The sequence below is a fragment of the Candidatus Contendobacter odensis Run_B_J11 genome (assembly GCF_000531125.1).
Taxonomy (GTDB): domain Bacteria; phylum Pseudomonadota; class Gammaproteobacteria; order Competibacterales; family Competibacteraceae; genus Contendibacter; species Contendibacter odensensis.
This window is the reverse complement of sequence record NZ_CBTK010000304.1, coordinates 22,448-48,184: the sequence shown is the minus strand read 5'-3', so window position 1 is coordinate 48,184 and position 25,737 is coordinate 22,448. Positions and strand designations below refer to the sequence as shown.

The window sequence follows — 25,737 nt, the reverse complement described above, 5'->3', positions numbered from 1 at the left end:
TCGGCCATCCGCTCATCGTCCCAGCCCGGCCCGCCCGCGCCCGCATCGGCCTTGAGCAAAATCCGCGCGTGGCTCAGCACAGACGCCGCTCGCGTCCCCGTGCGGCTCAGATCCTCCCGTTGGGTGCGCTCTTCATCGGTCAAGCGGACGATGTATTTGGGCAGCGGCATCGCAGACTCCAGGTTGGGGGTTACCCTCACAGGAAAACCCATGCGCTACTTGAAGTCAACTCAGATCGGGTGAAGTACTAGCCGAGGCCGTGCCGGGCATTGATGTAGTGATCGGCGGCCACAGCCATACCGAGCTGCAAGAAGCGATCATCGTCAACAACCGCACACCGGTGGTCCAGACCGGAAAGGAAGGGAAGAACCTTGGCGAGCTGGTGATCACCCTGGATGGCGGCAAGTTGACGGTGGAGTCTTACCGGCTCTACCAGATCGACGACATCCTTGCCGGCGACCGGGCCACGGCCGACGTGATCGACACGTTCAAGAAGTCGGTCAGCGGGGCCGTGTTCGCGTCACGCGGTTACAGCATCGATCAGCCGCTGGCCGTAATCCCGCAGGACCTGCCTAACACCTTCACGGACATCGCGGCCAGCACCCTCCTCGCCAACCTCTGCACCGACGCCTTCAGAAGCGCCACGCAAGCGGACATCGGATTTTCCGTCAACGGGCTGATGCGCGCCGGTCTGACCCGGGGCAAGTCGGGCGTGCAAACGGTCTACGACGTGTTCGCCGTCGCGCCCCTGGGCTTCGGTGTAGTGGATACGACGGCGGGCAGCGCCCTAGTGACCGGCTACTTCACGGGCCTCGATCTGAAGAATCTGCTTGAGTACTTCCTCGTGGACAACCCGGCCCACCCCGGCGAGTTTTTCCCGCGTACCTCCGGCCTGCGGTTGCACTACGACCCGTCCCGCCCGAAGTTCGATGTCGTGACGGCTATCGAACTGGGCGACCTCAATCGCGGCTACCGCGTGATCGACATCACCGGCAAGGATCCACGCTGGTACAGCCTCACCTGCCCCCTGTATCTCGGCCTGATTCTCACGGCCATCCCCAAGTACACCCAGGGCAAACTGCCGCTGGTTGCCAAGAACAAAGAGGGGCAGCCGCTCAAGTCGAAAGTCGAGGCGCTGGACGACCCTCGCATCGACACGCCTTACCTGCTGCCGCCGCCGGGTACGACGGACAAGGGCAGTGTCGCCACTGGGTCGGGGAAAGGCACGGTCAGTGAGATTAAGGAATGGCAGGCGATCATGGATCACCTGCGCAAGCTACCGGTCAAGACTCCGGGCGAACTGCCCGTGATCCCGGTCGATGAGCGCGCTGCGGAGGTCCGGGCGATCAAGGTGAGCTGATCGGGTTTGGGCGGAATGGAAGGCGACCAACCGCCAAGCCATCGCATCGGGCCGCACCATCAGCCGGTGGGGGCCAAGCGCAACGCGCCACACACCACGAACTGACCCCGGAAAATGACCCCTTGCTTAGCGCGGATGCTTACGGCTGGCTATGGACGGTTGCGGAACTAAAGGCATTAAAAAACCCGCACTTGGCGGGTTTGAAAACTTGTAATGAAACATTACGGACTTGAATTTGGCGGAGAGAGAGGGATTCGAACCCTCGTTAGAGTTACCCCTAAACAGCATTTCCAGTGCTGCGCCTTCAACCGCTCGGCCACCTCTCCAAAACATCGCCGCGCTCAACACGGCACGGCGGGTAAGACTATCCGAAGCGACCATGCCAAGGCAAGCGGCCATGGCGAGACGCTCCTGGGCCTCAGAGACCCTTCATGCTCAGGCGGATACGACCCTGCTTGTCAATTTCCAGCACTTTGACCTTGACCACATCGCCCACAGTCAACTTGTCGCTGACATTTTGTAGCCGTTCCTCGCAAATCTGCGAGATATGCACCATGCCATCACGGCCGGGCAGAATCGCTACAAACGCGCCAAAGTCCATAATGCGGACTACCTTACCCTCGTAAACCTGACCGGCTTCCACATCGGCGGTAATCTGCTCGATACGGCGGCGAGCCTCGTCACCGGCAGCCTTATCAACGGCGGCGATTTTAATCACCCCATCATCGCTGATATCAATGGTGGCGCCGGTTTCCTCGGTAATGGAACGAATCGTGACCCCGCCCTTGCCGATCACGTCGCGGATCTTGTCCGGGTTGATCCGCATCGTGGTATAGCGCGGCGCATATTCGGACAATTCCTGACTGGGCTGGGTAATCGCCTGCGCCATCTTGCCGAGGATGTGCAACCGCCCCTCACGGGCCTGAGCCAGCGCCTGCTCCATGATTTCACGGGTGATGCCGTCAATCTTGATATCCATTTGCAGGGCGGTTACCCCGTCGGTGGTGCCCGCTACCTTGAAATCCATGTCGCCCAGATGATCTTCGTCGCCGATAATGTCAGTCAGCACCGCAAAGCGGTCATCTTCCTTAATCAGCCCCATCGCGATACCGGCAACTGGCGCTTTGATCGGCACACCCGCATCCATCAGCGACAGGCTGGCGCCACAGACCGACGCCATTGAACTGGAGCCGTTGGACTCGGTGATTTCCGATACCACCCGCACCGTGTAGGGAAACTGTTCGGGCTTGGGCATCACCGCCTGGACGCCCCGCTTGGCCAACCGCCCGTGGCCGATTTCCCGGCGCTTGGGACTGCCGACCTGACCAATCTCGCCGACCGAATAGGGTGGGAAATTGTAGTGCAGCAGGAACGGCTGGCGGTACTCACCCTCAATGGCGTCAATAACCTGGGCGTCCCGGTCGGTGCCCAGCGTGGTGACCACCAGCGCCTGGGTCTCACCCCGGGTGAACAACGCCGAACCGTGGGTGCGCGGCAATACGCCAACCCGAGCCGTGATCGGCCGCACCGTGCGGGTATCGCGGCCATCAATGCGTGGTTGGCCAGCCAGAATCCGTCCGCGCACGATCTGGCTCTCCAGCGTCGAAAACACGCCGTCAATCGCCAATGCGGTCCAACGCTCCGGTTCCTGAATGGTCAGTTGCGCCAGAACCTGGTCGTGAATGTCGCGCACCCGTTGCTGGCGAATCAGTTTCTCGGCAATCTGGTACGCCTCGGTCAGCGCAGCCTCGGCAGCGGTGCGAACAGCGCTCGTTAACGCCTCGTCATGGGCTGGCGGCTGCCAGTTCCATGGCTGTACCCCGGCTTCCGTCACCAGTTCGTTGATGGCGCGAATAACGGCCTGCATCTGCTCATGGCCGAACATCACGGCACCCAGCATCACCTCTTCAGACAGGCCATCGGCTTCGGATTCCACCATCAGCACCGCCCGCTCGGTCCCGGCGACCACCAAATCGAGTTGCGAGGTTTTCAGGGCCTCACGGTTTGGATTGAGCAGGTATTGGCCGTTGTGGTAACCCACCCGAGCCGCGCCAATGGGGCCGCTGAATGGCACCCCGGACAAAGCCACCGCCGCCGAAGCACCGATCAAGGCCAGGATTTCCGGATCCACCTGATTATTCAGGGACATCACGGTAGCGATGATCTGCATCTCATTGGTAAAGCCATCGGCAAACAGAGGGCGCAGCGGGCGATCAATCAGCCGGCAGGTCAGGGTTTCGCTCTCGGAAGGACGACCCTCACGGCGGAAGAAACCTCCGGGAATCCGGCCTGCCGCATAGGTCCGTTCCTGATAATCCACCCGCAACGGGAGAAAATCCCGACCTTTCTCGGCTTCCCGGGCAGCCACTACCGTGACCAGCACCACGGTATCGGCCATGTTGACCAGTACCGCACCACTGGCTTGCCGGGCGATCTCGCCGGTCTCCAGGGTGACGGTATGCTGACCATACTGAAATGTTTTTTTGATGGGCGTCACGAAAGCGTCCTATACAGCAAAAGAGCGGTGGAAAATCTCAGCGGCGCAAGCCAAGGCGGCTTATAAGAGCCTGATAGGATTGTAAATTCTTCCGCTTCAGGTAATCCAGCAACTTGCGACGCTGGTTGACCATCTTGAGCAGCCCGCGCCGGGAATGATGGTCTTTCTTGTGTTCGCCAAAATGAGGCTGCAAGCCATTGATGCGGTTGGTCAACAGCGCAACCTGGACCTCCGGCGACCCGGTGTCGGCGGCTCCGCGCTGGAAATCCCGCATGATCTGCGACTTCTGTTCGGTATTAAGCGGCATGGTAAAACTCCCGTGCAAATTCGATTCAGTCAATAAATCCGATGAAAAATACTAACCTCAGCGCCGACAATCAACAAGCAAGCCTCAGCGCTGAAGCTTGGAGCAGCAAACGGCGCGGGGCGACCCGGCCATCGTCGAGAATCTCACCGATCCCCAGAAACCGCTCATCGCCCTCATACAGGCGTACCCAACCCTGAGTCGGCGCGTGTGGCGCCAAAATCGGCTGGCCTTGGCCCAGGTAAAAGGCGGCATCACCGCGCACCCGCACCGCCGGCCATTCCGCCACCGCGCTATCTGCCGGCAGCAGGCATTCATCCAGTGCGGCTAACCCCTGTTCTGCCCGCTCGCGCAGGGTGTCCAGCGTCACCATTCGTCCGGCGTCGTAGGGCGCTACTGCCGTGCGGCGCAATGCGGCAATGTGCGCACCGCAGTCCAGTACTTCGCCGAGATCAGCGGCCAACGTCCGCACATAGGTACCTTTAGAACAGCGCAACTCGCACTCCAGCTCCTCGCCGTCCAAACGCAACAAGTGCAATTGGTGAATCGTCACCTCACGCGGCGCACGCTCGACCTCAATGCCCTGGCGCGCCAGTTTGTACAACGGCTGACCGTTGCGCTTCAACGCTGAATACATCGGCGGTATCTGCTGGATCACCCCGATGAAGCGCCGCAGCGCGGCTTCCACCCGCTCGCGGCTTAGTGACCCCACCGGGCGGGCGAGCATAATCTCACCATCAGCATCGCCCGTAGTGGTGGTTGCGCCCAGCCGACAGGTGAAGCGATAAGACTTGTCGGCATTCAGCAATAATCCCGACAGCTTGGTCGCTTCGCCCAGACAGATGGGCAACAGACCACTGGCCAGCGGATCAAGGCTGCCGGTGTGGCCGGCCTTTTGCGCCTGATACAGCCGCTTGACCGCTTGCAGCGCCGCGTTGGAAGTCCAGCCCTCCGGCTTGTCCAGCAACAGCACCCCGCTGACTGAACGCCGGTTACGCATCGTCAAGCCGCATTCTCCGAATCAGGGTCATTGGTTAGCGGCACTTCATCGTCGTGATGCCGGCGGGCATCAGCAGCGACCGCCGCATCAATCAAGGCTGACAGTCGGGCACCGTGTTCCACCACTTCATCGTAGCGGAATTCCAGTTTCGGCACGGTACGGATATGCATTCTCCGCCCCAGTTCCCGGCGCAGCAACGATGCCGCACGATTGAGTTCGGCCACTAACCCGGCTCGGTCATCAGGATCGCACACCACGGTAACGTAAATCCGGGCGTGAGCCAGATCGCGGCTGACCTCGATGCTGGTCATGGAGACCAGCGTCAATCGGGGATCGTGCAGTTCGGTACGGATGAGATCCGCCAGTTCCCGGCGAATCTGTTCACCGATCCGGCGGATACGCGAATTTACGTTCGCCATGGTTCAGCTTCGTCCTATCGCATCCCTACAGGGTGCGTTCCACCTGCACCCGCTCGAAGACCTCGATATGGTCGCCCTCGCGGATGTCGTTGTAATTTTTTACCCCCATGCCGCAATCCATACCGGCGCGGACTTCACTGACATCGTCCTTGAAGCGCCGCAGCGAATCCAGTGCGCCTTCGAAGATTACGACATGGTTGCGCAATACCCGAATCGGGTTGCTGCGGCGCACAACTCCATCCACCACCATACAGCCCGCCACTACGCCGAATTTGGGTGAACGAAATACTCCGCGCACCTCCGCCAAACCGATGATCTGCTCCTTAAACTCCGGCTTGAGCATCCCGACCATGGCGCGCTTTACGTCATCGATCAATTCGTAAATGATGCTGTAGTAGTGCGGTTTCAGCCCTTCTTCATCCGCCAGTTTTTTGGCAACATTGTCGGCGCGGACATTGAAGCCAATCAAAATGGCGCCCGAAGTCTTGGCTAAGTTCACGTCAGACTCGTTGATCCCGCCTACACCGCTGGCAACAATCTTGACCTGCACCTCGGCAGTAGACAGCCGGGTCAGCGCATCCACAATCGCCTCAGCAGAACCCTGCACGTCGGCCTTGAGTACAGCGTTGAGAGTGTTGACCAACCCCGCTTCAAACTGCTTGGAGATGCCTTCGATGTCCATCACCGGTTTCCGGGTCTGTTCCTCGCGGGCCTTGCCTTGCCGGAACAGGGCAATTTCGCGGGCCTTACGCTCGTCAGTGATCGCGATCACTTCGTCACCGGCCTTGGGAGTACCCGACAGACCCAGCACCTCCACCGGAATCGAAGGCCCCGCCTCGCTGATCCCCTGACCGGTTTCATTGAGCATGGCGCGCACCCGACCGTATTCGCGACCGCTCAGGATCATATCGCCTTTACGCAAGGTACCGCTCTGCACCAGCACCGTTGCCACCGGCCCACGGCCTTTATCCAGCCGTGATTCGATCACTACACCTTTAGCCGGCCCGTCCACCGGTGCATTCAGTTCCAGCACTTCGGCTTGCACCAGAATTTTATCCAGCAGTTCATCAACGCCCATGCCGGTTTTGGCGGAAACGTAGGTGAACAGAGTATCGCCACCCCACTCCTCAGAAATAACACCCTGCGCCGATAGCTCGCTCTTGACCCGATCCGGATCAGCACCGGATTTATCCATCTTGTTGACGGCGACGACCATCGGCACTCCGGCGGCGCGGGCATGCTGAATCGCTTCCAGGGTCTGCGGCATCACTCCGTCGTCAGCCGCCACCACCAGCACCACCACATCCGTCGCCTTGGCGCCGCGAGCGCGCATGGCGGTAAATGCAGCGTGACCTGGCGTGTCAAGGAAGGTCACCACCCCTTTTTCAGTGCCCACATGGTAGGCACCAATATGCTGGGTAATGCCTCCGGCCTCGCCCGCTGCGACCCGGGTGCGGCGGATGTAATCCAGCAGCGAGGTTTTACCGTGGTCCACATGACCCATAATGGTGACTACCGGTGGGCGCGGCAAGGTCTCATTGCTACCGGTTCCTGCCGTCAGATCTTCCTCCAGCGCGTTGTCCCTGAGCAGCTTGTAGGTATGCCCCATTTCCTCGACGGCCAGCGCGGCGGTTTCCTGATCAATAACTTGATTGATAGTGACCATCAGCCCCATTTTCAGGAAGGTCTTGATTACCTCAGTGGCCTTAACTGACATTTTTTGAGCCAGATCAGCAATGCTGATGGTTTCGGTCAAGGTCACTTCACGCACCATCGGGGCGGTAGGCTTAGCGAAACCATGTCGCTGTGCTGGCGCAGCGACTTTAGCTGGCTTGGCTTTCCTGGGGCGGCGGCGATCCGACCGGTCTGATCCAGTCTGATCACCACGCCCATGCCGCGATAGACGATCCGCCTCGCTCTCACCCTCCCGACGCCGGGGCGCTTCAGTTTCGCCTCGTCGCTTACTGGGGGCCGATCCTTCGGGGCGCTTTCTGGCTTTGGCGTCTACGGTTGGCGCAGGTTGCGGCCGGGTTCTGGTATCTGGCGCGGCTCCACCTGCGGCGGGGCGCCGTTGACCCGGAGTCGCTGCTACACCTGAATCGGCAGGCTTGCGTGCCCGCGCTTCCGACGGTCGGGACACTGCCGGGCGATCCGTGGGTTTGCGTCGATCATCGGTGGATTCCGGGCGACGGCGTACACCGGGATCAGAGGGTGGGCGCCGCACCGGATTTTCCGAGCGGTGCCGTGGGGCCTCAGCCACGGTGGGTTGCCGGGTTCCCTCTTCGGTCTGAGTACGGGGGAGGGCGTCCGGCTCACGGGGGGCAGTTTCCGATTCAGTCTGAAGGTGGGCTTCCGCTACGGGTGCTTGCGGATGCGTCGCTTCTGCCGTGCGGACAGCTTCATTGGCAACCTCAGTCGGGCGGGGTGGCTCGCTGATCTCCACTGCAGCCGACACCACTGGAACTGGCGCTTCGACCTGGATTTCAGGTTCGCGACGCAGTGCAGTTTGTGCAGTTTCATCCTCAACCAGGCTGCGCTTGACATAGGTGCGCTTCTTGCGCACTTCAACGCTCACCGTTTTGACCTGTCCAGCCGCGCCGCCCGTCATCCTGATTTCACTATGGGTTTTACGTTTGAGCGTGATTTTCTTGGGCTCGGCTACACCTTGGGTCGGCGGGTTACCGTGACTCTTGCGCAGGTGCGCCAGCAAATCCAACTTCTGTTTTTCCGTGATCGCCGTATCCGCCCCGGCGACGGTAATACCTGCCTCGGCAAACTGCTCCAGCAGACGATCTGCCGGGATGCCGACCACCGTCGCAAACTGTTTGACCGTTACGTCCGTCATTCAATACCCCCAGGACGAGCCAACCCTACCGCTCGTTCTTCAAAAACCAAGGCGCACGCGCCGTCATGATCAGCTTCGCAGCTCGCTCGTCATCCAATCCAGCGATCTCGTTAAGATCGTCCACCGATAATTCGGCCAAGTTATCCATCGTCGCGATCCCGCTGCCAGCCAGCGTGAACGCCAATTCCTCATCCATGCCATCCATGTGCAACAGATCTTCGGACGGTCGGGCATTGCCCAGCCGTTCCTCAGCAGCAATCGCACGAGTCAAAAACACATCACGCGCCCGTCCACGCAGTTCCTCGACAATCTCTGCATCAAATTCCGGAATTTCCAGCATCTCGTGGGCCGGTACATAGGCGACTTCCTCCATGCTGGCAAATCCCTCGCGAACCAGAATGGCTGCAATATCTTCATCGACCTCCAACTGATCCATGAACATGCGCTGCAGGGTCTCGTCTTCCTGACCGCGCTGGGCCTGGGCCTGTGATCGCGTCATTACATTCAGAATCCATCCGGTCAGCCTACTGGCCAACTGCACGTTTTGACCGCCCTTGCCAATCGCCTGGGCCAGTTGCTTCTCATCGGCGACGATGATGTCCATGCTGTGCGTGTCCTCATCCACGATCACCGACTCGACTTCAGCCGGCGACATCGAGTTCATAACGAAGCGAACCGGTTCGTCGTCCCACTGCACGATGTCCACCCGCTCGCTGGACAGTTCGTTGGTGACACTCTGCACTCGCGCCCCGCGCATGCCCACGCAGGCGCCGATGGGATCGATGCGCGTATCCTTGCTTTTAACCGCGATCTTGGATCGCGAACCGGGATCGCGGGCTGCACCCTTGATCTCGATGAGACCCTGGTTGATCTCAGGCACTTCCAGCGTAAACAAAGCAATCAGGAACTCCGGTGCTACCCGGCTGATAAAAAGCTGGGGGCCACGACTTTCGGCGCGAACGTTCTTCAGATAGCCCCGGATACGCTCGCCGATCCGGAAGGATTCCCGGGGGATTATATCTTCGCGGGCGACCCTGGCCTCGACGCTACCGCCGACATCCACAATGACATCGCCGCGCTCCAACCGCTTGACCGTACCCCCAATCAAATCACCTTTACGATGCAGGTAGGCATCCACGATCTGAGCGCGTTCGGCATCTCGCACCTTTTGAACGATGACTTGCTTGGCAGTCTGGGCGGCAATGCGACCACCAAAATTGGCGTTTTCCAGCGGGATCTCGACATATTCACCGTCCTGGGCACCCTCCCGGATCCGGCAAGCGTCGCTCAAGGCCATTTGCCGATCCGGGTTTTCAATCTGAACACCTTCGGCCACGACCAGCCAGCGCCGGAAGGTGTCATAGGTACCGGTACGCCGGTTGATTGCCACCCGTACATCGGGATCGCCTGGGTAACGCTTCTTGGCCGCCGATGCCAGCGCTACCTCCAAGGCGCTGAAGATAATTTCCTTATTAACGCCTTTCTCATTGGAGACAGCATCCACGACCAGCAGAATCTCTTTATTGCCTTCCTTATCTTTATTACTTTCTTTGCTGTCTTTAACGCGCATATCGCTCTGCCTCCTAGCCGGATCCGCATGCTGTCCCGTATTTCAGAGTTCAGGAACCAGCCTGGCTTTCTCAATCCGCTCCAGCGGCACCCGCCACTCCCGGCCCTCGTTATCAATGATCATCACGTCGTCATCGTGCATTCCCAGCAACCGTCCGATCAGTTTCCGCCGCCCATCCAGCAATTCCCGCAATTGAATCCGCACCTCCGAACCCGCGAAGCGGACAAAATGCTGAGCCTCGAACAGTGGGCGTTCCAATCCAGGTGAGGAGATTTCCAAGTTGTACTGCCCCTCAATCGGATCTTCAACTTCCAACAGACCACTCAACTGGTGACTGACCCGCTGGCAATCACCCAAGGTAATACCGCTGGGGCTGTCGATATAGACTCGCAGCAGGGCGTTAGTACGGTGAGGGTGAAATTCCACCCCAACCAGTTCATAACCCATGGATTCGACTACAGTGGCTAATCTTCGGCTGAGCGTCTGCAGATCTTGGCGCATCTTGATCATCGCAAAAATAAAAAATGGGCCTACGGCCCACTTGTTCGACCACCTGCCTGGTTTGCCCAGCGCAAAATCAGGTTTGAAATAAGCTGAACATTGCCTGCGCCAGGCTGCCCGTTCCCAGAGATTCATTCACCATCCCTGACCTATAGACTATCAACTATGCTCCGTTGTCCAAGGTAGTATCGGGAACAGCCGCACAAAAAAAGCCCTTGACGGGCTTCCCTAAAATTTTGGTAGCGGGGGCAGGATTTGAACCTACGACCTTCGGGTTATGAGCCCGACGAGCTACCGGACTGCTCCACCCCGCATCAGAGTTAATCAATATAGCAGCAAGATGAAACTCTTGCAAGCAGCATGACAGCGATTGCGTCGTCCTTTACCGGTCGTCAACGCACTATCGGGGTATCCGAATCTAAGGAAATCGTCGGTGCATACCGCAGTGCGCCAGTTCGAACGTACAGCACGGTGCCCAGGAATAGCAGTCCGCTGAAACCAATGTCCAACCAGGCCAGCCAAGGCCGCGCCATCGGCCCCGCAGCGTAAAAAATCCCGACTGCGAAGTAAAACAACGCCAAAAAACTGGTCCAGGCATGAGTGTAGGGTCGCCCATACAACAGGCCACGCAAGGGAAACAACAGCGGCCCCACCAGCAGGATCAACACTAGCGCGACCGGCATTCGGTCCAGCGGCTCCAGCCAAGCAAACCAAAATAACAATAGCCATAACAAGCCAAAATAGCTGATCAACGTAACCTTCTGCCAGACCCGATTCATAATACTACCCCCAGCCGTTGTGCGATTTTCGCCAGTCGTCGGCCTAGTATGCGACAAATTTGCTTTTCCTCGACGCCAAGCGTCACCTGGGATTCCGGCCCTGACCAATGGCTCGGACCATAGGGTGTACCACCACTCCGGGTCTCGCTCAACGCTGTCTCAGTGAAAGGCACACCCACCAGCACCATGCCATGATGTAACAGCGGCACCATCATCGTCAGCAGGGTCGATTCGTGACCGCCGTGCAAGGTTGAAGCGGAGGTGAACACCGCCGCTGGCTTACCGGACAGCGCTCCCGCCAGCCAGAGTCCGCCGGTGGAATCCAGAAAGTATTTGAGCGGGGCAGCCATGTTACCGAAGCGGGTCGGGCTTCCTAACGCCAGTCCGGCGCACTCCCGTAAATCGTCCAAGTGGGCGTAGGGCGAACCCGCTGCCGGAATCTCATCTTCGACCGCCTCGCAGACCGCTGAAACCGGCGGCACGGTACGCAACCGTGCAGTCATCCCTTCGATCTCTTCTACCCCGCGGGCAACCTGGCGCGCCATCTCAGCAGTGCCCCCGGTGCGGCTGTAATACAAAACCAGGATTTCCGCCACTTCTGTCTCTCTCCAAGCCGTTCAGCACACTTCACTCGCAATTCAGCTAACGCTGTATTGGCCAAATTCATCGCATGAAGATCATCATTTCGATAGGAATCCTGCCATCAGACGCGATCCGGTGCTATATAATTCCTTCAGTTTCAACTCCGCATCCATCAAACGCGGTGACTCCAGTGGCTTATCTTTCCTTGACGCGATTACTGGCAAAATTGATTCGGCTCGTCACTATCCTGCTGGTGCTGACAGCCTGCGTCAGTGCGCCGGTTCAGGAGATGAGCGACGCCCGCCAAGCGATCTACTCAGCCGAGGTGGCTGGCGCAGCGCAATACTCTCCCGATACTCTGCTCGCAGCCCAACGCTTGCTGCAGGAAGCGCAAACCCGTCTGGAAACGGGTGCTTATGACGATGCCCGACACCATGCACTGGACGCTCGCGATGAAGCAATCAAGGCGCGTGAGCGAGCGACTACCATACACTCTCCTCCTCCTTAGACTCACAGCACCGGTTTGAAAATGCCCGCCTTCGTTGCACACAGCCTATCCCGACCCGGCATCTGTTTGGCGCTGGCGCTACTGGCGCTGGCTCATCCTGTTAAGGCGCAGGGCGTCAACTTCACATTGCCTGACTTGGATGATCGACCGGTACAACTCGCTGATTTCCGTGGCCGGTGGGTAATCGTCAACTTCTGGGCAAGCTGGTGTACGCCCTGTCTGCTGGAAATGCCCGAGTTGCAAGCGTTCCACCAAGCCTACTACACCCGTGCCGTGGTCATCGGTGTCAATTTTGAAGAGCTTTCCGCCCGCGAGATCCGGCCCTTCGTAGCTCGGCTGGGTATCACTTTTCCTATTGTACTGAGCGGCAGCCAGCCCATACCGGGTTTCGAGATTAAGGGATTGCCTACCACGTTTTTTGTTTCTCCAACCGGCCAACGGGTTGACACTCATTTGGGCACCGTGAACACCGCCATGCTCATCAAGCGGCTGGCCGAACTGGAACACGCCAGCGGATCGGCGCGCTAACCCGGTTCTGCTATCCCTGCACTCCCCGACCATCAGGAGATTTCGTGAAAACCCTTTGCCTGCGTTGCTATGTAACTGGCCGTGTTCAGGGCGTCGGTTTCCGCTACGCCACCGCCGAAAAAGCCCTGAATTTGGGCGTTAACGGCTACGTTCGCAATCTACCGGATCGGCGAGTGGAAGTACTGGCGTGCGGCGAGGAAAGCGCTGTCGTTGCCTTACGCAACTGGCTGTGGCAAGGCCCACAGCCTGCACGGGTGAGCGATGTGCGCTGTGAAACGCTGCCTCATCAGGATGTTCACGGTTTCCAAATTGACTGAGTGAAGTCAGTTTTATTTTGCATCAGGCTTGATTTATCCACAGGCCTGTGAACCGTCTCCCGCTGGGCGCTTTTTCCTCGCCATCTACCCAAAAATCTTCCGAAGATTCCAAGCCTTACACACAACTTACTGAAAATAATCATAAATACCCAATGGTCAAAAATTCATCAAACTGTCATTCTGTTAAGGGTAATACGCAGTTAGCTACGCTGCACAAAAGTTATCCACAGAGTTATCCACAGGTTCTGTGGATAACTCTTAACCCATGTCTAGCCAGGAATCTAACCGCGTCCCGTCATCTCCAGCCGCTCCCGTAGCCAATCCAGCAGACCGGCACGCGCCACCAGGGTGTTATCCACATCGCGTCGTCCACGATATTCCACTTGGCCGGCGGTGAGGTTGCGCTCGCTGATCACTACCCGATGCGGAATACCGATCAGCTCCATATCCGCAAACATAACGCCGGGTCGGGCATCCCGGTCATCCAGCAAGGCATCGATGCCAACGGCTAACAGGTTTTGATACAGCGCTTCGGCAGCCTCGCGCACCGCAGCGGAACGACCCGCACCAATCGGTAGAACCGCTACTTGGAACGGCGCCATTGCCGCCGGCCAAATGATGCCGCGTTCGTCGTGGTTCTGTTCGATGGCGGCGGCTACCACCCGCGATACGCCGATGCCGTAGCAACCCATAGTCACGATCTCCGGTTGGCCGTCTTCGCCCTGCACCGCCGCATTCAAAGCAGCGCTGTACTTCTGGCCTAATTGGAAAACATGGCCGACCTCAATGCCACGGGCCATCGCCAGCGTACCGTGTCCATCCGGACTGGGATCGCCCTCAACCACACTGCGGAGATCGGCCACCTCGGGTTCCAGGCAATCCCGACCGAAATTAACGCCGGTGAAATGCCAGTCATCGGCATTGGCGCCCGTGACAAAGTCGGCCATTTTCACCACGGTGCGGTCGGCAATGATCACGCCAGAGAAGCCAACCGCACCAAGTGAACCCGGACTAGCCCCAAAGGCAGCGCGAATCGCGTCGGGACTGGCGAAAACCAGTGGTGTTTTCACCTGCGGCAGCTTCTCGGTTTTAATTGCGTTCACCTCGTGATCGCCGCGCACCAGCAACAGTACCGGCTGCTCGTCCACGCCCTCGACCACCACTGCCTTTACCGTGCGCTCGGCAGGAATGTGCAAGAAGGCGCATAACTCGGCAATAGTTTTGATCCCCGGCGTCGATACGCGGGTCATGGCTTCACCCGGCGCGGGACGCTCGCCCATCGGCGCCAGCGCTTCGGCCAGTTCGACATTGGCGGCATAATCGCTGCCGGTAGAAAAGGCGATAGCATCCTCACCGGAATCGGCCAATACATGAAATTCCTGGGAACGGCTGCCGCCAATACTGCCGGAATCGGCCAGCACGGCCCGAAACAGCAACCCCAGCCGGGTAAAAATGCAGGAATAGGCGTCGTACATCGCCTGGTAGCCTTCCTGCAACGAGGACTGGTCGAGGTGGAATGAATAGGCATCCTTCATCAGGAATTCCCGCGCCCGCATCACTCCGAAACGCGGCCGGATTTCGTCGCGGAACTTGGTCTGGATCTGATAAAGCGTGATCGGCAGTTGTTTATAGCTCTTGATTTCGCGGCGGAATAAGTCAGTGATCACTTCTTCGTGGGTCGGACCAAAGCAGAACTCGCGCTGGTGCCGGTCCTTGATCCGTAGCAGCTCCGGGCCGTACTGCTGCCAGCGACCGGATTCCTGCCACAACTCGGCCGGCTGTACCGCGGGCATGAACAATTCCAGCGCGCCGGCGCGGTTCATCTCCTCCCGCACCACTGCTTCGACCTTGCGCAATACGCGCAGACCCAGCGGCAGCCAGGTGTAGATACCGGCCGCGAGCTTGCGGATCAAGCCGGCCCGCAGCATGAGTTGATGACTGATAACCTCGGCATCGGCCGGGGTTTCCTTGACGGTGAACAGCGGAAAACGGGATACGCGCATGAATCGGCCTTGGGCAGCAGCAACGGGTTAGGGATTGCAAAAATAGTCGGCGTCTTTCTGGGCCTTCTTCAACTCGACTTCACGCTGTTGTGGGTCGATCACCACTTTTTTACCAGTGGCGTCAGTTTTTACAATCTGGCTGTCGCCTTGCAGCACTTGGACGTTTTTCTTGGCGATTTCACAATTTTTGGTACGCTGATCCTGAGCCTCCTGCTGAGTTTTCTCCGCTTGCTCCTTGCGCTCGGCTTCCTGCCGGGCCAATTCTTCCCGTTCCTTGGTTTGCTGATTGCTTAGGGCAGATTCGCCCGGCGTTGCTCCGGTCGGTTTACGCACCGTCTCATAAGCAACACCAGGGGGTGGCGCTAATTCGGAATACTGGAGCTTGCCCTGATCATCGATCCACTTGTAGATAGTTTGCTGGGGTTGAGTTTGGGCTATGGCCACTGCCCCGCAACCGCTGACTATCAATAGCAATAACACTTGTTTCAACATTGGATTCTCCAACCCGTCCTATCCGGGAGTAGCACTCCCCAGCATCGCAACGGGATTTTGCTGAAAAATAAAGTTGTGTAGTATAGCCAGTCCGCAAAACTTGCGCCCAACGAGTACCGGCGATTATCAGGACGAGTTGCGCCCGCCGGGGGCTACCCCCCCGCCGCACGGCGGTCATCCCGCTCAGTCGCGGCCCCGGCCATGCTACCTCACGGACCCGGCCATGATCCGCCCGTACCTCGGCGACCCTTTGTTTTGCTGGCTCACGTTTTTCCAACCCCCCATCGCCATGAGGAGTCAAAACCGATGGAACTCATAACGGGTGCTGAAATTTTAGTCCGTTGCCTCAAGGAAGAAGGCGTCGAGTGCATGTTTGGTTATCCAGGCGGCGCGGTGCTGCACATTTATGACGCCCTGTACGCCCAGGACGACATCAAGCATGTACTGGTGCGGCATGAACAGGCCGCTCTGCACGCCGCTGACGGCTATGCTCGCGCCAGCGGCAAAACGGGCGTCGCGCTGGTGACCTCCGGCCCCGGTCTCACCAATGCGGTCACCGGCATCGCCAATGCCTACATGGATTCCATCCCGCTGGTGGTATTCTCCGGTCAGGTGCCCACTGCGCTGATCGGTAATGACGCCTTTCAGGAAGTGGACGCAGTCGGCATTACCCGACCCTGTGTCAAGCATAACTTCCTGGTCAGGGATATCAAGCAACTCGCTGAAACTGTGAAGAAAGCGTTCTATATTGCCAGCACTGGTCGGCCTGGCCCGGTACTCATCGACTTGCCTAAGGACGTGACCATCACCAAGGCTGAGTATCACTATCCCAAGAAGGTCAAGCTGCGTTCCTACAACCCCACGGTTAAGGGTCACGCCGGCCAGATTCGCAAGGCGGTGGATTTAATCCTGTCGGCCAAACGCCCGATGCTTTACACCGGCGGCGGGGTGATTCTGAGCGACGGCTCGCCGGAACTGGTCGAATTGACCCAACTGCTGGGCTATCCGATCACCAACACATTGATGGGACTCGGTGCCTATCCGGCCACCGACCACCAGTTCATCGGCATGTTGGGAATGCATGGCACCTATGAAGCCAATATGGCGATGCACGAATGTGATGTGCTGATTGCCATTGGCGCCCGGTTTGACGACCGGGTGACCGGCAAGATCGATAAATTCTGCCCGACCGCGAAAATCGTTCATGTGGATATTGACCCCTCCTCGATTTCCAAGAATGTCCAGGTGGATATTCCCATCGTTGGATCAGTGCCGAGCGTGCTGCGGGCGATGATCAGCGTGATTCGCGACGAGAAGCTCAAACCTGACGCCGAAGCGCTGGCGAGCTGGTGGCGGCAGATTGATGAATGGCGCGACGTTAAGTCGCTGCACTACAAGAACAGCGACACGGTGATCAAACCGCAGTATGTGATCCAGAAGCTGTACCAGGTCACCGAGGGCAAGGCCATCATCACCTCCGATGTGGGCCAGCATCAGATGTGGGCGGCCCAGTATTATCACTTCGACCGGCCACGCCAATGGATCAACTCCGGCGGGCTGGGCACCATGGGCTTTGGGCTGCCGGCGGCGATGGGTGCCAAGCTGGCCTTCCCCGATCAGGACGTAGCCTGCGTCACTGGCGACGGCAGCATCCAGATGATGTTGCAAGAGCTTTCGACCATGAAGCAGTACCACACGCCGGTCAAGATCGTGAACCTGAACAACGGCTATCTCGGCATGGTGCGGCAGTGGCAGGAGTTCTTCTATCAGAAGCGCTACAGCATGACCTATCTGGAGGCACTGCCGAATTTTGTGATGCTGGCGGAGGCGTATGGCCATGTCGGGATGCGGATCGAGAAGCCGGGCGATGTGGAAGGGGCGCTGCGCGAAGCCTTTGCGATGAAGGATCGTACCGTGTTCCTCGATTTCATCACTGATCAGAGTGAAAACGTGTTCCCGATGATTCCTTCCGGCGGCGGCCAGAATGAGATGTTGCTGGCCGAACGCGACGAGATGGTTTCGACTCACGACGAAGGGATGGTGCTGCTGTGAACAACAATAATCGTCATCTGATTTCGATCCTGATGGAAAATGAAGCCGGTGCCTTGTCACGGGTAGCTAATCTGTTCTCGGCGCGGGGCTATAACATCGAGAGCCTGACGGTCGCTCCGACCGACGACCCGACGCTGTCGCGGCTGACCTTGGTGACCAATGGCAACGAGCAGATCATCGAGCAGATCGTCAAGCAGCTCAACAAGCTGATTGATGTGGTCAAGTTGGTGGATCTGAGTGAGACCGATGCCATCGAGCGTGAGCTGATGTTGATCAAGACCAAGGCAGTTGGCGAACAGCGGGCTGAAATGAAACGGCTGGCGGAGATATTTGACGGGCATATTCTCGATGTGACCGATGCGACTTACACCATCGAGCTGACCGGTCGTAGCGAGAAGCTGGACAACTTTCTGAACGCGGTCGAGAAAGACGCCGTTCTTGAAGTGGTGCGTTCCGGCACAACGGGCATTGCCCGTGGCCAGAAATCGCTGCACGCCTGATAGCTCTTGCCTTAAATCCATTGCCATCCCTACTGTCCATTCTGGTTAGGGATGGCTTGTTTTGAACCTTTGCAGGAAATCGTTCCATGAACATCTATTACGACAAAGACGCCGATCTGTCCCTGATCAAGGGAAAAACGGTCGCGATCATCGGCTACGGCTCCCAGGGCCATGCCCACTCACTCAATTTGCATGATTCCGGGGTTGAAGTCATCGTCGGTCTGCGTCCGGGTTCCGCCTCGGCGATCAAGGCCGAGAAAGCCGGATTGACGGTCAAGTCCGTTGGGGATGCCGTCGCAGCGGCGGACGTAGTGATGATTCTCGCGCCCGATGAGCATCAGAGCCAGATTTACCGGGAGATTGAACCCAGGCTCAAGCAGGGCGCGGCGCTGGCTTTTGCCCACGGTTTCAACATCCATTTCGGCGGGATTGTGCCACGCGCTGATCTGGACGTAATCATGATTGCGCCCAAGGGTCCGGGCCATCTGGTGCGCTCCACCTACACCCAAGGCGGCGGCGTACCCAGTCTGATTGCGGTGGCGCAGGACGCTTCCGGCCAGGCCAAAGAACTCGCCCTGTCCTACGCTTCGGCGAATGGCGGTGGTCGCGCCGGGGTCATTGAGACTACTTTCCGCCAGGAATGTGAAACCGATTTATTCGGCGAGCAGGTAGTGCTATGCGGCGGCTTGACCGCGCTCATTCAAGCGGGATTCGAGACATTAGTGGAAGCCGGTTATGCGCCGGAAATGGCTTATTTCGAGTGCCTGCATGAAGTGAAGCTGATCGTGGATTTGATCTACGAAGGCGGTATCGCCAACATGCGTTACTCGATTTCCAATACCGCCGAATATGGTGATTTCTCACGCGGCCCGCGCATTATCACCAATGAAACCAAGGCCGAGATGCGCAAGATTCTCAAGGAAATCCAGACTGGCCAGTTCGCCCGCGAATTCATCCTGGAGAATCAGGCTGGTGCGCCGGTACTCAAGGCCAATCGCCGCCTGAGCCGCGAGCATCAGATTGAGCAGGTCGGCGAGAAACTGCGCGGCATGATGCCGTGGATTAAGGCCAACCGGCTGGTGGATACCACCAAGAATTGAAGCGGTCAGTTAAATACCCCTGGCAAAACCGGGGGTTTAATTATGAATCAGGGAATAACCATTCCACAAACTTACCCCGAACCTTAGCCTCATACTCCCTTGTTCTTCCCGCTCTTGTAGGGCTTCTCGGAAGTTTCTGGTTCAGGATGTGGGGTAGTAGGAACATCGATCTGAGTGTCCGATGGGGACAACGGTGGCTCGCCAGCCATGGGGACATAGGGTTTTTGCAACCGCTCGTTGACGTTCTTCCACAGCGCCAAGTTGTGTTCCACCAGTTCAGTAATCATTGACAGCGGGTTGGTGCCAATCAGAGTGCGCATCTGTTCCCGAAACAGATGCTGCTGATCGACGAAGGCTTGCAGGCTCTTCTCCAGATAGTTGCCCATCATGCCTTGCAGCGTATCGCCATAGAATCGAATGATGTGAGCCAACACATCGGTGGTGAAAATCGGAGTGCCCTGTTCTTCCTGCTCGCTAATGATTTGCAGCAGAATTCCGCGGGTGATGTCGGTGTTGGTCCGGGCATCAATAACATGGAACTGGGCGCGTTCCAGCACCAGTTGCTTGACATCCTCAAGGGTGATGTAGCTGCTTACCGCCGTATCATAGAGTCGGCGGTTCGGGTATTTCTTGATGATGCGCGGTTGGGTCATGGCAGGCATATAAAAAAGGCGCGGCGCTGTCCATGGGGACAAACGCCGCACGATTCAGGACTTAGTGGTAGTAAAGACCACCGTTGACGGTAATGTCTTCACCAGTGATGTAGCCGGCCTCATCAGCAGACAGGAACACCACGGTACGGGCGATTTCGGAAGGCTCGCCCAAGCGAGCGGCCGGGATGCCGGCGATGACTTTCGCCAGCACGTCTTCGCGGATAGCCCGCACCATCTCGGTGCCGATGTAGCCCGGCGAGATGGAATTGACCGTGACGCCTTTCTTGACGCATTCCTGCGCCAATGCCTTGTTAAACCCGTAGATCGCAGCCTTGGTGGCGGAATAGTTGCTCTGTCCAGCCTGGCCCCGCAGACCATTCACCGAGGAGATGTTGACGATACGGCCCCAACCCCGCGCCACCATTCCGTCATAGACCTGTTTGGTCATATTGAAAACGCTGTACAGATTGGTTTTGATGACCTGATCCCACTGCTCAGCCGTCATCTTGTGGAACATGGCGTCACGGGTGATGCCAGCGTTGTTGATCAGGATTTCAATCGGACCCACCTCCGCTTCGATCTTCTTGCAGGCTTCGGCGCAGGAACTGAAATCAGTGACGTCCGCCAGATAGACCGGAATTTCGAACCCTTCCGCCTTGCGGTCGGCTTGCCACTTCTCTACTGCTTCCGGCTTTAGACCGTTGTAGTCCACCGCGACAGCACGACGGCCACTTTCGATCAGCGCCTTGCACATTGCGGTGCCGAGACCGCCGATACCACCCGTGACAACTGCAACTTTGGACATGCTTATCCCTCCTCAGGGTTGTTGTGGTGTATATAGTTTAAGCCGTTGTAATCAATCGCGCTCAACGGCAAGGGCGACACCCTGACCACCGCCGATGCATAGGGTCGCCAGACCTTTCTTGGCATCACGGCGTACCATCTCATGCAGTAGAGTCACCAGGATGCGGCAGCCCGATCCGCCGATGGGGTGGCCCAGCGCAATGGCGCCGCCATTGACATTAACTTTACTGGGGTCCCAGCCCATTTCCCGGTTGACCGAGATCGCCTGAGCGGCAAAGGCTTCATTGGCCTCGACCAGATCGAGTTGATCCACAGTCCAGCCGGCTTTCTTCAGGCAGACGCGGGAGGCGGGAATCGGGCCGGTACCCATGATTTTTGGATCCACTCCGGCCTTGGCGTAGGCGGCGATGCGCGCCAGCGGCTTGAGGCCAAGGTCGCAGGCGACGCTGGCAGCCATCACCAGCACAACGGCAGCGCCATCGTTGATGCCGGAGGCGTTGCCGGCGGTCACGCTGCCGTCCTGCTTGAACGCCGGTCGTAACTTGGCGAGCGCTGCGGCTGTGGTTCCTTCCCGTGGGAATTCGTCAGTATCGAATATTAGTGGAGCGCCCTTGCGCTGTGGAATTTCAATCGGCACGATTTCATCCTTGAACCTGCCGTCACGGATGGCGGCAATCGCCTTGATCTGGGAGGCAGCAGCGAAGGAATCCTGTTCCTCACGGGAAATGGCCCACTGGGCGGCGACGTTTTCGGCGGTGATACCCATGTGGTAGTGATTGATGGCGCAATGCAAGCCTTCGCTGAGCATGGAATCCACCAGCCGGGCATCGCCCATGGTGGTGCCGCGCCGCGAACCGAGCAACAGGTGCGGGGACAGGCTCATATTTTCCTGCCCACCGGCGATCACGATGCGGTTGTCGCCATCACGGATGGATTGGTAAGCTAGATGCACCGCTTTCAGGCCACTGCCACAGACCTTGTTGATATTTAGGCAGGGCACTTCGATAGGCAGGCCGGCGTTCAGCGCCGCAGTACGGGCGGGATTCTGTCCAGTGCCGGCAGTCAGCACCTGACCCAGGATCACTTCGTCGATCTGATCGGGTTTGACGCCAGTTTTCCGCAACAGATCCTGGATGACCTTGGCGCCCAGAATATTGGCGGGAATCGTTGACAGGGATCCCATGAAGTTGCCGATTGCGGTCCTTGCCGCAGCGACGATGACCACATCTTCCATTGAATTGACCTCCGGGTGATCTTGTTTGATTTATGTCAAAAACACGGTCTGGCACGAGTCAATTTAAGCGCCGCATATTGAAGGTTGTCATACTCATTGTCAACCGATTCTGGCATTGCAGCATAGAGCAAGCCTACGCTTTTTCTTCAATTTCTGGCGGGGATATCCCACGCCCGACGCATTTGACAGACTCTGCCCAGCGTCAGCGGAAACCGGATACAGGAGCGACGGGCAACAGCTCGAAATAAACCAGCAGGGTAGTCTGCCAGGAATTGCAGTTATCGTCGCTGACCATGAAAAAGCGCTGGTCACGGTAGCGGGTTAGACCCTCGAAATTGTCCAGCAGCCAGCCCTGACTGCTGTCGAAGACCGCAATGTCGGTGACTTTCAGCGGCACCCCGGCTGTCCCCAGCACTGGCAGTTCGGTGCGGCGCAGGCTGATGACCAAGGGACGCAGGGGGGCGACAAAAGCTCGCTCCAGCGTCAGCAAGCTACCGTCCGGCAATGCTTCCATCGCGACCAGGGCGCTGCTGGGTGCGCTGCCGAGCGGATAGATCCAAAACCGGCCACTGCTGGTGAAAATGCGGATCTGACCAGACGGGTCGTTGCGCAGCGGGGTTTCAGTCCCAACCAGGACGCCCCAGCGGGGATCAAGAGTTACTGCTTCCAACGCCTGATTGGGATCGCGATAGTTGCGGATGTCGCGCAGCACCGCCGGCAGCGATTCCTCGCCCCGCCACTCGCCCTTGGTACTGTAGCGAACCACGCGCGGCTTTACCTCGAACGAAATCAGCAGTTCTGTATCACCCTGGATTTGATGATCACCGTTGCGGATGGCCAACCCTTCAGAATCGTCGAACGGCGTGCGTAGCGGTTTGCCAGAGGCATCTTGCAGCGGATAAGCGGCTATGGATCGTGCGCCGGCCAGATACCCCTGGTCGTCGAAAACCGGGCGTAAATGGAACAAGGCGCCCTGGTCGGAAATGGCATACAGCAATCCAGCGCCTTCATCCCAAGCCAACCCGGACAGACCGCAGAGGCGCAAGCCGTTGATTTCGGAACTGCTCAGCCGCAATGCACCGAGCAAGCGAATTCCAGCGTAGATGTCACCGGGGGCGACGTGGTCGGCCAGCGAAATCGGAGTCGCCGCGAATTCCCGGGCGGCACACGCGCTGAGGGATAACCCGGAGAGCAACACGAGAAGCAGAATGAAGCGGGGCATGAAGACTCCAGGGCAACCATAGCGGCAATGCAGGGTGCGCATGGTAGCATTTCATCGCAAAATTCAGAGCAAAAAGGCATCACTCATGGGCAAGATACCGGTCTGGAACCCGGCGATTGAATTCATCGAACGGGAGGCATTGGAACAGTTACAACTCGCCAGGCTGCGCCAGACGGTGGAATGGGCGCTGAAGACACCGTTCTACCACCAGCGGCTTACCGAAGCCGGTCTGACCCGCCCGGAGGATATCGCCAGCCTGCGCGATGTGCGGAATATTCCCTACACCACCAAGGATGATCTGCGCGAAGCCTATCCCGCTGGCCTGCTGGCAGTCGCACCAGAACAGGCAGTGCGACTGCACACCTCCAGCGGCACTACCGGGATGCCGACCGTGATCTATCACACCCGGCGCGATATTGAACACTGGACCGAATTGGTGGCTCGCTGCATTGTTGCCACCGGCGCTACTGCCCGCGATGTATTCCAGAATATGACCCACTATGGACTATTCACTGGTGGCCTGGGCTTGCATTACGGGGCGGAACAGGTGGGCATGCTGGTGATTCCAGCCAGTTCCGGTAACACCCACCGCCAAATCCAGTTGATGAAAAATTTTCGCACCACGGTGGTTCACGCTACGCCCAGCTATCTGCTGCATCTGTACGAAGTGCTGGTTAATGATGGCATGACCCGCGAACAGCTTTGCCTGCGCAAGGCATTCATCGGCGCCGAACCGCACTCGGAGCAGACCCGCCGCAAGATTGAGGAACTGTTCGGGATCAAAGCCTACAACTCCTATGGCCTGAGCGAGATGAACGGCCCCGGCGTGGCCTTTGAGTGCGTGTACCAAACCGGTCTGCACCTGTGGGAAGACGCTTATATTCTGGAGATGATCGATCCCCGAACCCTGCAACCGTTGCCCGAAGGCGAAACCGGCGAAATCGTGATGACCACGCTGCAACGACAGGCGACGCCACTGTTACGCTACCGCACCCGCGATCTTTCGCATCTGATGAGTGGCCACTGTCCGTGCGGGCGCAGCCACCGCCGACTGGCGCGGATTACGGGGCGCAGCGACGACATGCTGATTGTCAATGGCGTCAACCTGTTCCCGTCCCAGATCGAGGAAGCCTTGATGAAAATACCGGAAGTCGGAACCAATTATCTAATTCAGTTGGAAAAACGGGGTTCCATGGATCGGTTGGTGGTCAAAACCGAGCTTTGCGCCAAGCTGTTTATGGGTGATCGGCAAACTTTGGACGATCTGCGTGAACGCATCGGTGAACGGTTGCGCTCGGCGATTCTGGTTAAGCCGGCGATTGAACTGCACCAACCGGGTAGCCTGCCGGTATCCGAGGGTAAAGCTCAACGAGTTCTGGATTTGCGACCGGCGTTCTAAGCAAGGTTCAGCCGTGATAGAGCGCACTCTTGAAATACTTGTCTTGAGCATGGCGGAGCAGCACCACGATAACCGCCGCCACCGGGAGCGCCAGCAAAATGCCGAAAAAGCCGAACAGGTGTCCGCCAGAAAGCACCGCGAACAGAACCGCCACCGGATGTAGGCCAATGCGGTCGCCGACCAGTTTCGGGGTCAGGTAGAGATCGCTGACCAGTTGACCGGCGCCGAACACCATCATGACAGCGATCAGGCTCAGGAAGCTGTGGAATTGCAGCAGAGCAGCGATGCCGGCAACGGAAATGCCGACGATCAGACCCAGGTAGGGTACGAAGCTCACCAAGCCGGCCAGCATCCCAATCAGCAGCGAGGCATCCAGCCCGATGATGGCTAGTCCTATCGAGTACATAACGCCCAAGGCCGCCATCACGATGAACTGGCCGCGCAGGAACGCGCCGATCACCTCATCCGACTCCTGCGCCAGCTTGGTCACTGTCGGCTCGATGCGTCGTGGTAGCAGATCGCGGACTCCGGCAACCAGCACATCCCAGTCGCGCAACAGGTAGAACGTTACCACCGGAACCAGCACCACATCGGCAATCCAGGTGAAAATCACGGTGGAAGAGGCCCGCAATGATTCCAGCAGGCCGCCTGCTAAATCGCCGATTTCCTGAGCATATGCAAGCGCCCGGTCGCGCAACTGATTTAACTCGAACAGCGTCGGATCAATCCCCAGCGTATCACGCAGCCAGGGCAGCACACTGGTGTGGAACCAGTCAATGTAGACCGGTATCTTTTGCATCAACCCTTTGAATTGGTGGGCTGAAATTGGGATCAGCAACAGGATCAGCAGCAGCAGTCCGATAATGATGACCCCGAACACCAATGTCACCGCCATAGACCGTTCTATCTTGCGCATTTCCAGCCGATCAATCAGTGGATCGCCCAGATAGGCCAGCAGGGCGGCAAATAGAAAAGGTGTCAGCACCGGTGCCAGCAGATACAGCAAGCCGAGGGTAGCCGCTACGAAAATCAGCCAGAAGCGGATACGGGATTCGCGTTCCATGGGGA

At 58.2% G+C, this 25,737-nt stretch carries 24 protein-coding genes, 2 tRNA genes and 1 pseudogene; 8 read left to right on the top strand and 19 right to left on the bottom strand.

Annotated elements, in window-relative coordinates; translation table 11 throughout:
* Positions 1–200: pseudogene (locus BN874_RS24855) on the bottom strand (hypothetical protein); the annotation flags it as partial.
* A 59-nt stretch (positions 201–259) separates the two neighbouring features.
* Here BN874_RS24855 and BN874_RS21060 point away from each other — a divergent pair.
* Positions 260–1,360, top strand: a complete 1,101-nt coding sequence (locus tag BN874_RS21060) for a 5'-nucleotidase C-terminal domain-containing protein (protein ID WP_051498172.1) — start codon at positions 260–262, stop codon at positions 1,358–1,360.
* Positions 1,361–1,596: 236 nt separating this feature from the next.
* On the opposite strand, the gene BN874_RS21055 is transcribed toward BN874_RS21060, so the two are convergent.
* The 11 genes from BN874_RS21055 to wrbA form a co-directional block, all read right to left on the bottom strand.
* A tRNA-Ser gene (locus BN874_RS21055) sits at positions 1,597–1,686 on the bottom strand.
* 92 nt (positions 1,687–1,778) lie between these two features.
* Positions 1,779–3,857 carry a polyribonucleotide nucleotidyltransferase gene (gene pnp / locus BN874_RS21050; RefSeq protein ID WP_034436763.1) on the bottom strand — a complete coding sequence of 693 codons (2,079 nt, stop codon included), beginning with the start codon at positions 3,855–3,857 and terminating at the stop codon, positions 1,779–1,781.
* Positions 3,858–3,894: 37 nt separating this feature from the next.
* Positions 3,895–4,164, bottom strand: coding sequence for a 30S ribosomal protein S15 (gene rpsO, locus BN874_RS21045; protein ID WP_034436760.1), 270 nt, complete (start codon positions 4,162–4,164; stop codon positions 3,895–3,897).
* Between the two features lie 70 nt (positions 4,165–4,234).
* On the bottom strand, positions 4,235–5,161 hold the full coding sequence (gene truB / locus BN874_RS21040; protein WP_034436756.1) for a tRNA pseudouridine(55) synthase TruB: 927 nt from the start codon (positions 5,159–5,161) through the stop codon (positions 4,235–4,237).
* Between the two features lie 2 nt (positions 5,162–5,163).
* On the bottom strand, positions 5,164–5,580 hold the full coding sequence (gene rbfA, locus BN874_RS21035; RefSeq protein WP_034436753.1) for a 30S ribosome-binding factor RbfA: 417 nt from the start codon (positions 5,578–5,580) through the stop codon (positions 5,164–5,166).
* Positions 5,581–5,605: 25 nt separating this feature from the next.
* Entirely contained in the window at positions 5,606–8,425 is a 2,820-nt protein-coding gene (gene infB, locus BN874_RS21030) for a translation initiation factor IF-2 (protein WP_034436750.1), read from the bottom strand.
* Between the two features lie 25 nt (positions 8,426–8,450).
* Positions 8,451–9,995: a transcription termination factor NusA gene (gene nusA, locus BN874_RS21025; RefSeq protein WP_051498171.1), complete on the bottom strand. Its 1,545-nt coding sequence runs from the start codon at positions 9,993–9,995 to the stop codon at positions 8,451–8,453.
* A 42-nt stretch (positions 9,996–10,037) separates the two neighbouring features.
* Positions 10,038–10,496 (bottom strand): ribosome maturation factor RimP, encoded by a 459-nt coding sequence (rimP, locus tag BN874_RS21020; protein ID WP_034436793.1) that lies wholly within the window; start codon positions 10,494–10,496, stop codon positions 10,038–10,040.
* Between the two features lie 237 nt (positions 10,497–10,733).
* Positions 10,734–10,810 (bottom strand) — tRNA-Met (locus tag BN874_RS21015).
* Positions 10,811–10,888: 78 nt separating this feature from the next.
* A complete protein-coding gene (locus BN874_RS21010; protein WP_081756577.1) occupies positions 10,889–11,275 on the bottom strand; it encodes a DUF2069 domain-containing protein in 387 nt (128 codons plus the stop codon).
* Entirely contained in the window at positions 11,272–11,871 is a 600-nt protein-coding gene (gene wrbA, locus BN874_RS21005) for an NAD(P)H:quinone oxidoreductase (RefSeq protein ID WP_034436747.1), read from the bottom strand. The genes BN874_RS21010 and wrbA overlap by 4 nt, the downstream gene beginning before the upstream one ends.
* A 176-nt stretch (positions 11,872–12,047) precedes the next feature.
* On the opposite strand from wrbA, the gene BN874_RS25250 reads away from it, so the two are divergent.
* The 3 genes from BN874_RS25250 to BN874_RS20990 are packed head-to-tail and all read left to right on the top strand — an operon-like array spanning position 12,048 to position 13,210.
* Positions 12,048–12,365, top strand: a complete 318-nt coding sequence (locus tag BN874_RS25250) for a DUF4398 domain-containing protein (protein WP_051498170.1) — start codon at positions 12,048–12,050, stop codon at positions 12,363–12,365.
* A gap of 21 nt (positions 12,366–12,386) precedes the next feature.
* Positions 12,387–12,893 carry a TlpA disulfide reductase family protein gene (locus BN874_RS20995; protein ID WP_051498169.1) on the top strand — a complete coding sequence of 169 codons (507 nt, stop codon included), beginning with the start codon at positions 12,387–12,389 and terminating at the stop codon, positions 12,891–12,893.
* Positions 12,894–12,937: 44 nt separating this feature from the next.
* Positions 12,938–13,210, top strand: a complete 273-nt coding sequence (locus BN874_RS20990) for an acylphosphatase (RefSeq protein WP_034436744.1) — start codon at positions 12,938–12,940, stop codon at positions 13,208–13,210.
* Positions 13,211–13,491: 281 nt separating this feature from the next.
* On the opposite strand, the gene BN874_RS20985 is transcribed toward BN874_RS20990, so the two are convergent.
* Both BN874_RS20985 and BN874_RS20980 read right to left on the bottom strand, forming a co-directional pair.
* Positions 13,492–15,213: a proline--tRNA ligase gene (locus tag BN874_RS20985; RefSeq protein ID WP_034436741.1), complete on the bottom strand. Its 1,722-nt coding sequence runs from the start codon at positions 15,211–15,213 to the stop codon at positions 13,492–13,494.
* A gap of 27 nt (positions 15,214–15,240) precedes the next feature.
* Positions 15,241–15,705, bottom strand: coding sequence for a DUF4124 domain-containing protein (locus BN874_RS20980; RefSeq protein ID WP_034436738.1), 465 nt, complete (start codon positions 15,703–15,705; stop codon positions 15,241–15,243).
* 306 nt (positions 15,706–16,011) lie between these two features.
* On the opposite strand from BN874_RS20980, the gene BN874_RS20975 reads away from it, so the two are divergent.
* The 3 genes from BN874_RS20975 to ilvC all read left to right on the top strand — a co-directional run bounded on the left by BN874_RS20975 (position 16,012) and on the right by ilvC (position 19,357).
* Entirely contained in the window at positions 16,012–17,757 is a 1,746-nt protein-coding gene (locus tag BN874_RS20975) for an acetolactate synthase 3 large subunit (protein ID WP_051498168.1), read from the top strand.
* A complete protein-coding gene (gene ilvN / locus BN874_RS20970) occupies positions 17,754–18,257 on the top strand; it encodes an acetolactate synthase small subunit (RefSeq protein ID WP_268258848.1) in 504 nt (167 codons plus the stop codon). The genes BN874_RS20975 and ilvN overlap by 4 nt, the downstream gene beginning before the upstream one ends.
* A gap of 86 nt (positions 18,258–18,343) precedes the next feature.
* On the top strand, positions 18,344–19,357 hold the full coding sequence (ilvC, locus tag BN874_RS20965; protein WP_034436736.1) for a ketol-acid reductoisomerase: 1,014 nt from the start codon (positions 18,344–18,346) through the stop codon (positions 19,355–19,357).
* A gap of 89 nt (positions 19,358–19,446) precedes the next feature.
* Here ilvC and phaR read toward each other — a convergent pair whose 3' ends face one another.
* The 4 genes from phaR to BN874_RS20945 form a co-directional block, all read right to left on the bottom strand.
* A complete protein-coding gene (phaR, locus tag BN874_RS20960) occupies positions 19,447–20,019 on the bottom strand; it encodes a polyhydroxyalkanoate synthesis repressor PhaR (protein WP_051498167.1) in 573 nt (190 codons plus the stop codon).
* Positions 20,020–20,071: 52 nt separating this feature from the next.
* The gene (phbB, locus tag BN874_RS20955; protein ID WP_034436734.1) at positions 20,072–20,815 is read right to left on the bottom strand and encodes an acetoacetyl-CoA reductase; all 744 of its coding nucleotides are present in this window, start codon (positions 20,813–20,815) and stop codon (positions 20,072–20,074) included.
* Positions 20,816–20,866: 51 nt separating this feature from the next.
* Complete coding sequence (locus tag BN874_RS20950) at positions 20,867–22,048, bottom strand: acetyl-CoA C-acetyltransferase (RefSeq protein WP_034436732.1); 1,182 nt, start codon at positions 22,046–22,048, stop codon at positions 20,867–20,869.
* Between the two features lie 202 nt (positions 22,049–22,250).
* A complete protein-coding gene (locus tag BN874_RS20945; protein ID WP_195912252.1) occupies positions 22,251–23,270 on the bottom strand; it encodes an esterase-like activity of phytase family protein in 1,020 nt (339 codons plus the stop codon).
* An 85-nt stretch (positions 23,271–23,355) separates the two neighbouring features.
* Here BN874_RS20945 and BN874_RS20940 point away from each other — a divergent pair, with 85 nt between their 5' ends.
* The gene (locus BN874_RS20940; RefSeq protein WP_051498175.1) at positions 23,356–24,669 is read left to right on the top strand and encodes a phenylacetate--CoA ligase family protein; all 1,314 of its coding nucleotides are present in this window, start codon (positions 23,356–23,358) and stop codon (positions 24,667–24,669) included.
* A 7-nt stretch (positions 24,670–24,676) separates the two neighbouring features.
* Here BN874_RS20940 and BN874_RS20935 read toward each other — a convergent pair whose 3' ends face one another.
* On the bottom strand, positions 24,677–25,732 hold the full coding sequence (locus tag BN874_RS20935; RefSeq protein WP_034436729.1) for an AI-2E family transporter: 1,056 nt from the start codon (positions 25,730–25,732) through the stop codon (positions 24,677–24,679).
* Positions 25,733–25,737 lie beyond the last annotated feature (5 nt).

Coding starts and splice junctions, on each gene's coding strand:
- rpsO (WP_034436760.1), bottom strand. CDS start 4,164: ATGCCGCTTAATACCGAACAGAAGTCGCAGATCATGCGGGATTTCCAG.
- truB (WP_034436756.1), bottom strand. CDS start 5,161: ATGCGTAACCGGCGTTCAGTCAGCGGGGTGCTGTTGCTGGACAAGCCG.
- rbfA (WP_034436753.1), bottom strand. CDS start 5,580: ATGGCGAACGTAAATTCGCGTATCCGCCGGATCGGTGAACAGATTCGC.
- infB (WP_034436750.1), bottom strand. CDS start 8,425: ATGACGGACGTAACGGTCAAACAGTTTGCGACGGTGGTCGGCATCCCG.
- nusA (WP_051498171.1), bottom strand. CDS start 9,995: ATGCGCGTTAAAGACAGCAAAGAAAGTAATAAAGATAAGGAAGGCAAT.
- rimP (WP_034436793.1), bottom strand. CDS start 10,496: ATGCGCCAAGATCTGCAGACGCTCAGCCGAAGATTAGCCACTGTAGTC.
- BN874_RS21010 (WP_081756577.1), bottom strand. CDS start 11,275: ATGAATCGGGTCTGGCAGAAGGTTACGTTGATCAGCTATTTTGGCTTG.
- BN874_RS20995 (WP_051498169.1), top strand. CDS start 12,387: ATGCCCGCCTTCGTTGCACACAGCCTATCCCGACCCGGCATCTGTTTG.
- BN874_RS20985 (WP_034436741.1), bottom strand. CDS start 15,213: ATGCGCGTATCCCGTTTTCCGCTGTTCACCGTCAAGGAAACCCCGGCC.
- BN874_RS20980 (WP_034436738.1), bottom strand. CDS start 15,705: ATGTTGAAACAAGTGTTATTGCTATTGATAGTCAGCGGTTGCGGGGCA.
- BN874_RS20975 (WP_051498168.1), top strand. CDS start 16,012: ATGGAACTCATAACGGGTGCTGAAATTTTAGTCCGTTGCCTCAAGGAA.
- ilvC (WP_034436736.1), top strand. CDS start 18,344: ATGAACATCTATTACGACAAAGACGCCGATCTGTCCCTGATCAAGGGA.
- phaR (WP_051498167.1), bottom strand. CDS start 20,019: ATGCCTGCCATGACCCAACCGCGCATCATCAAGAAATACCCGAACCGC.
- phbB (WP_034436734.1), bottom strand. CDS start 20,815: ATGTCCAAAGTTGCAGTTGTCACGGGTGGTATCGGCGGTCTCGGCACC.
- BN874_RS20950 (WP_034436732.1), bottom strand. CDS start 22,048: ATGGAAGATGTGGTCATCGTCGCTGCGGCAAGGACCGCAATCGGCAAC.
- BN874_RS20945 (WP_195912252.1), bottom strand. CDS start 23,270: ATGCCCCGCTTCATTCTGCTTCTCGTGTTGCTCTCCGGGTTATCCCTC.
- BN874_RS20940 (WP_051498175.1), top strand. CDS start 23,356: ATGGGCAAGATACCGGTCTGGAACCCGGCGATTGAATTCATCGAACGG.
- BN874_RS20935 (WP_034436729.1), bottom strand. CDS start 25,732: ATGGAACGCGAATCCCGTATCCGCTTCTGGCTGATTTTCGTAGCGGCT.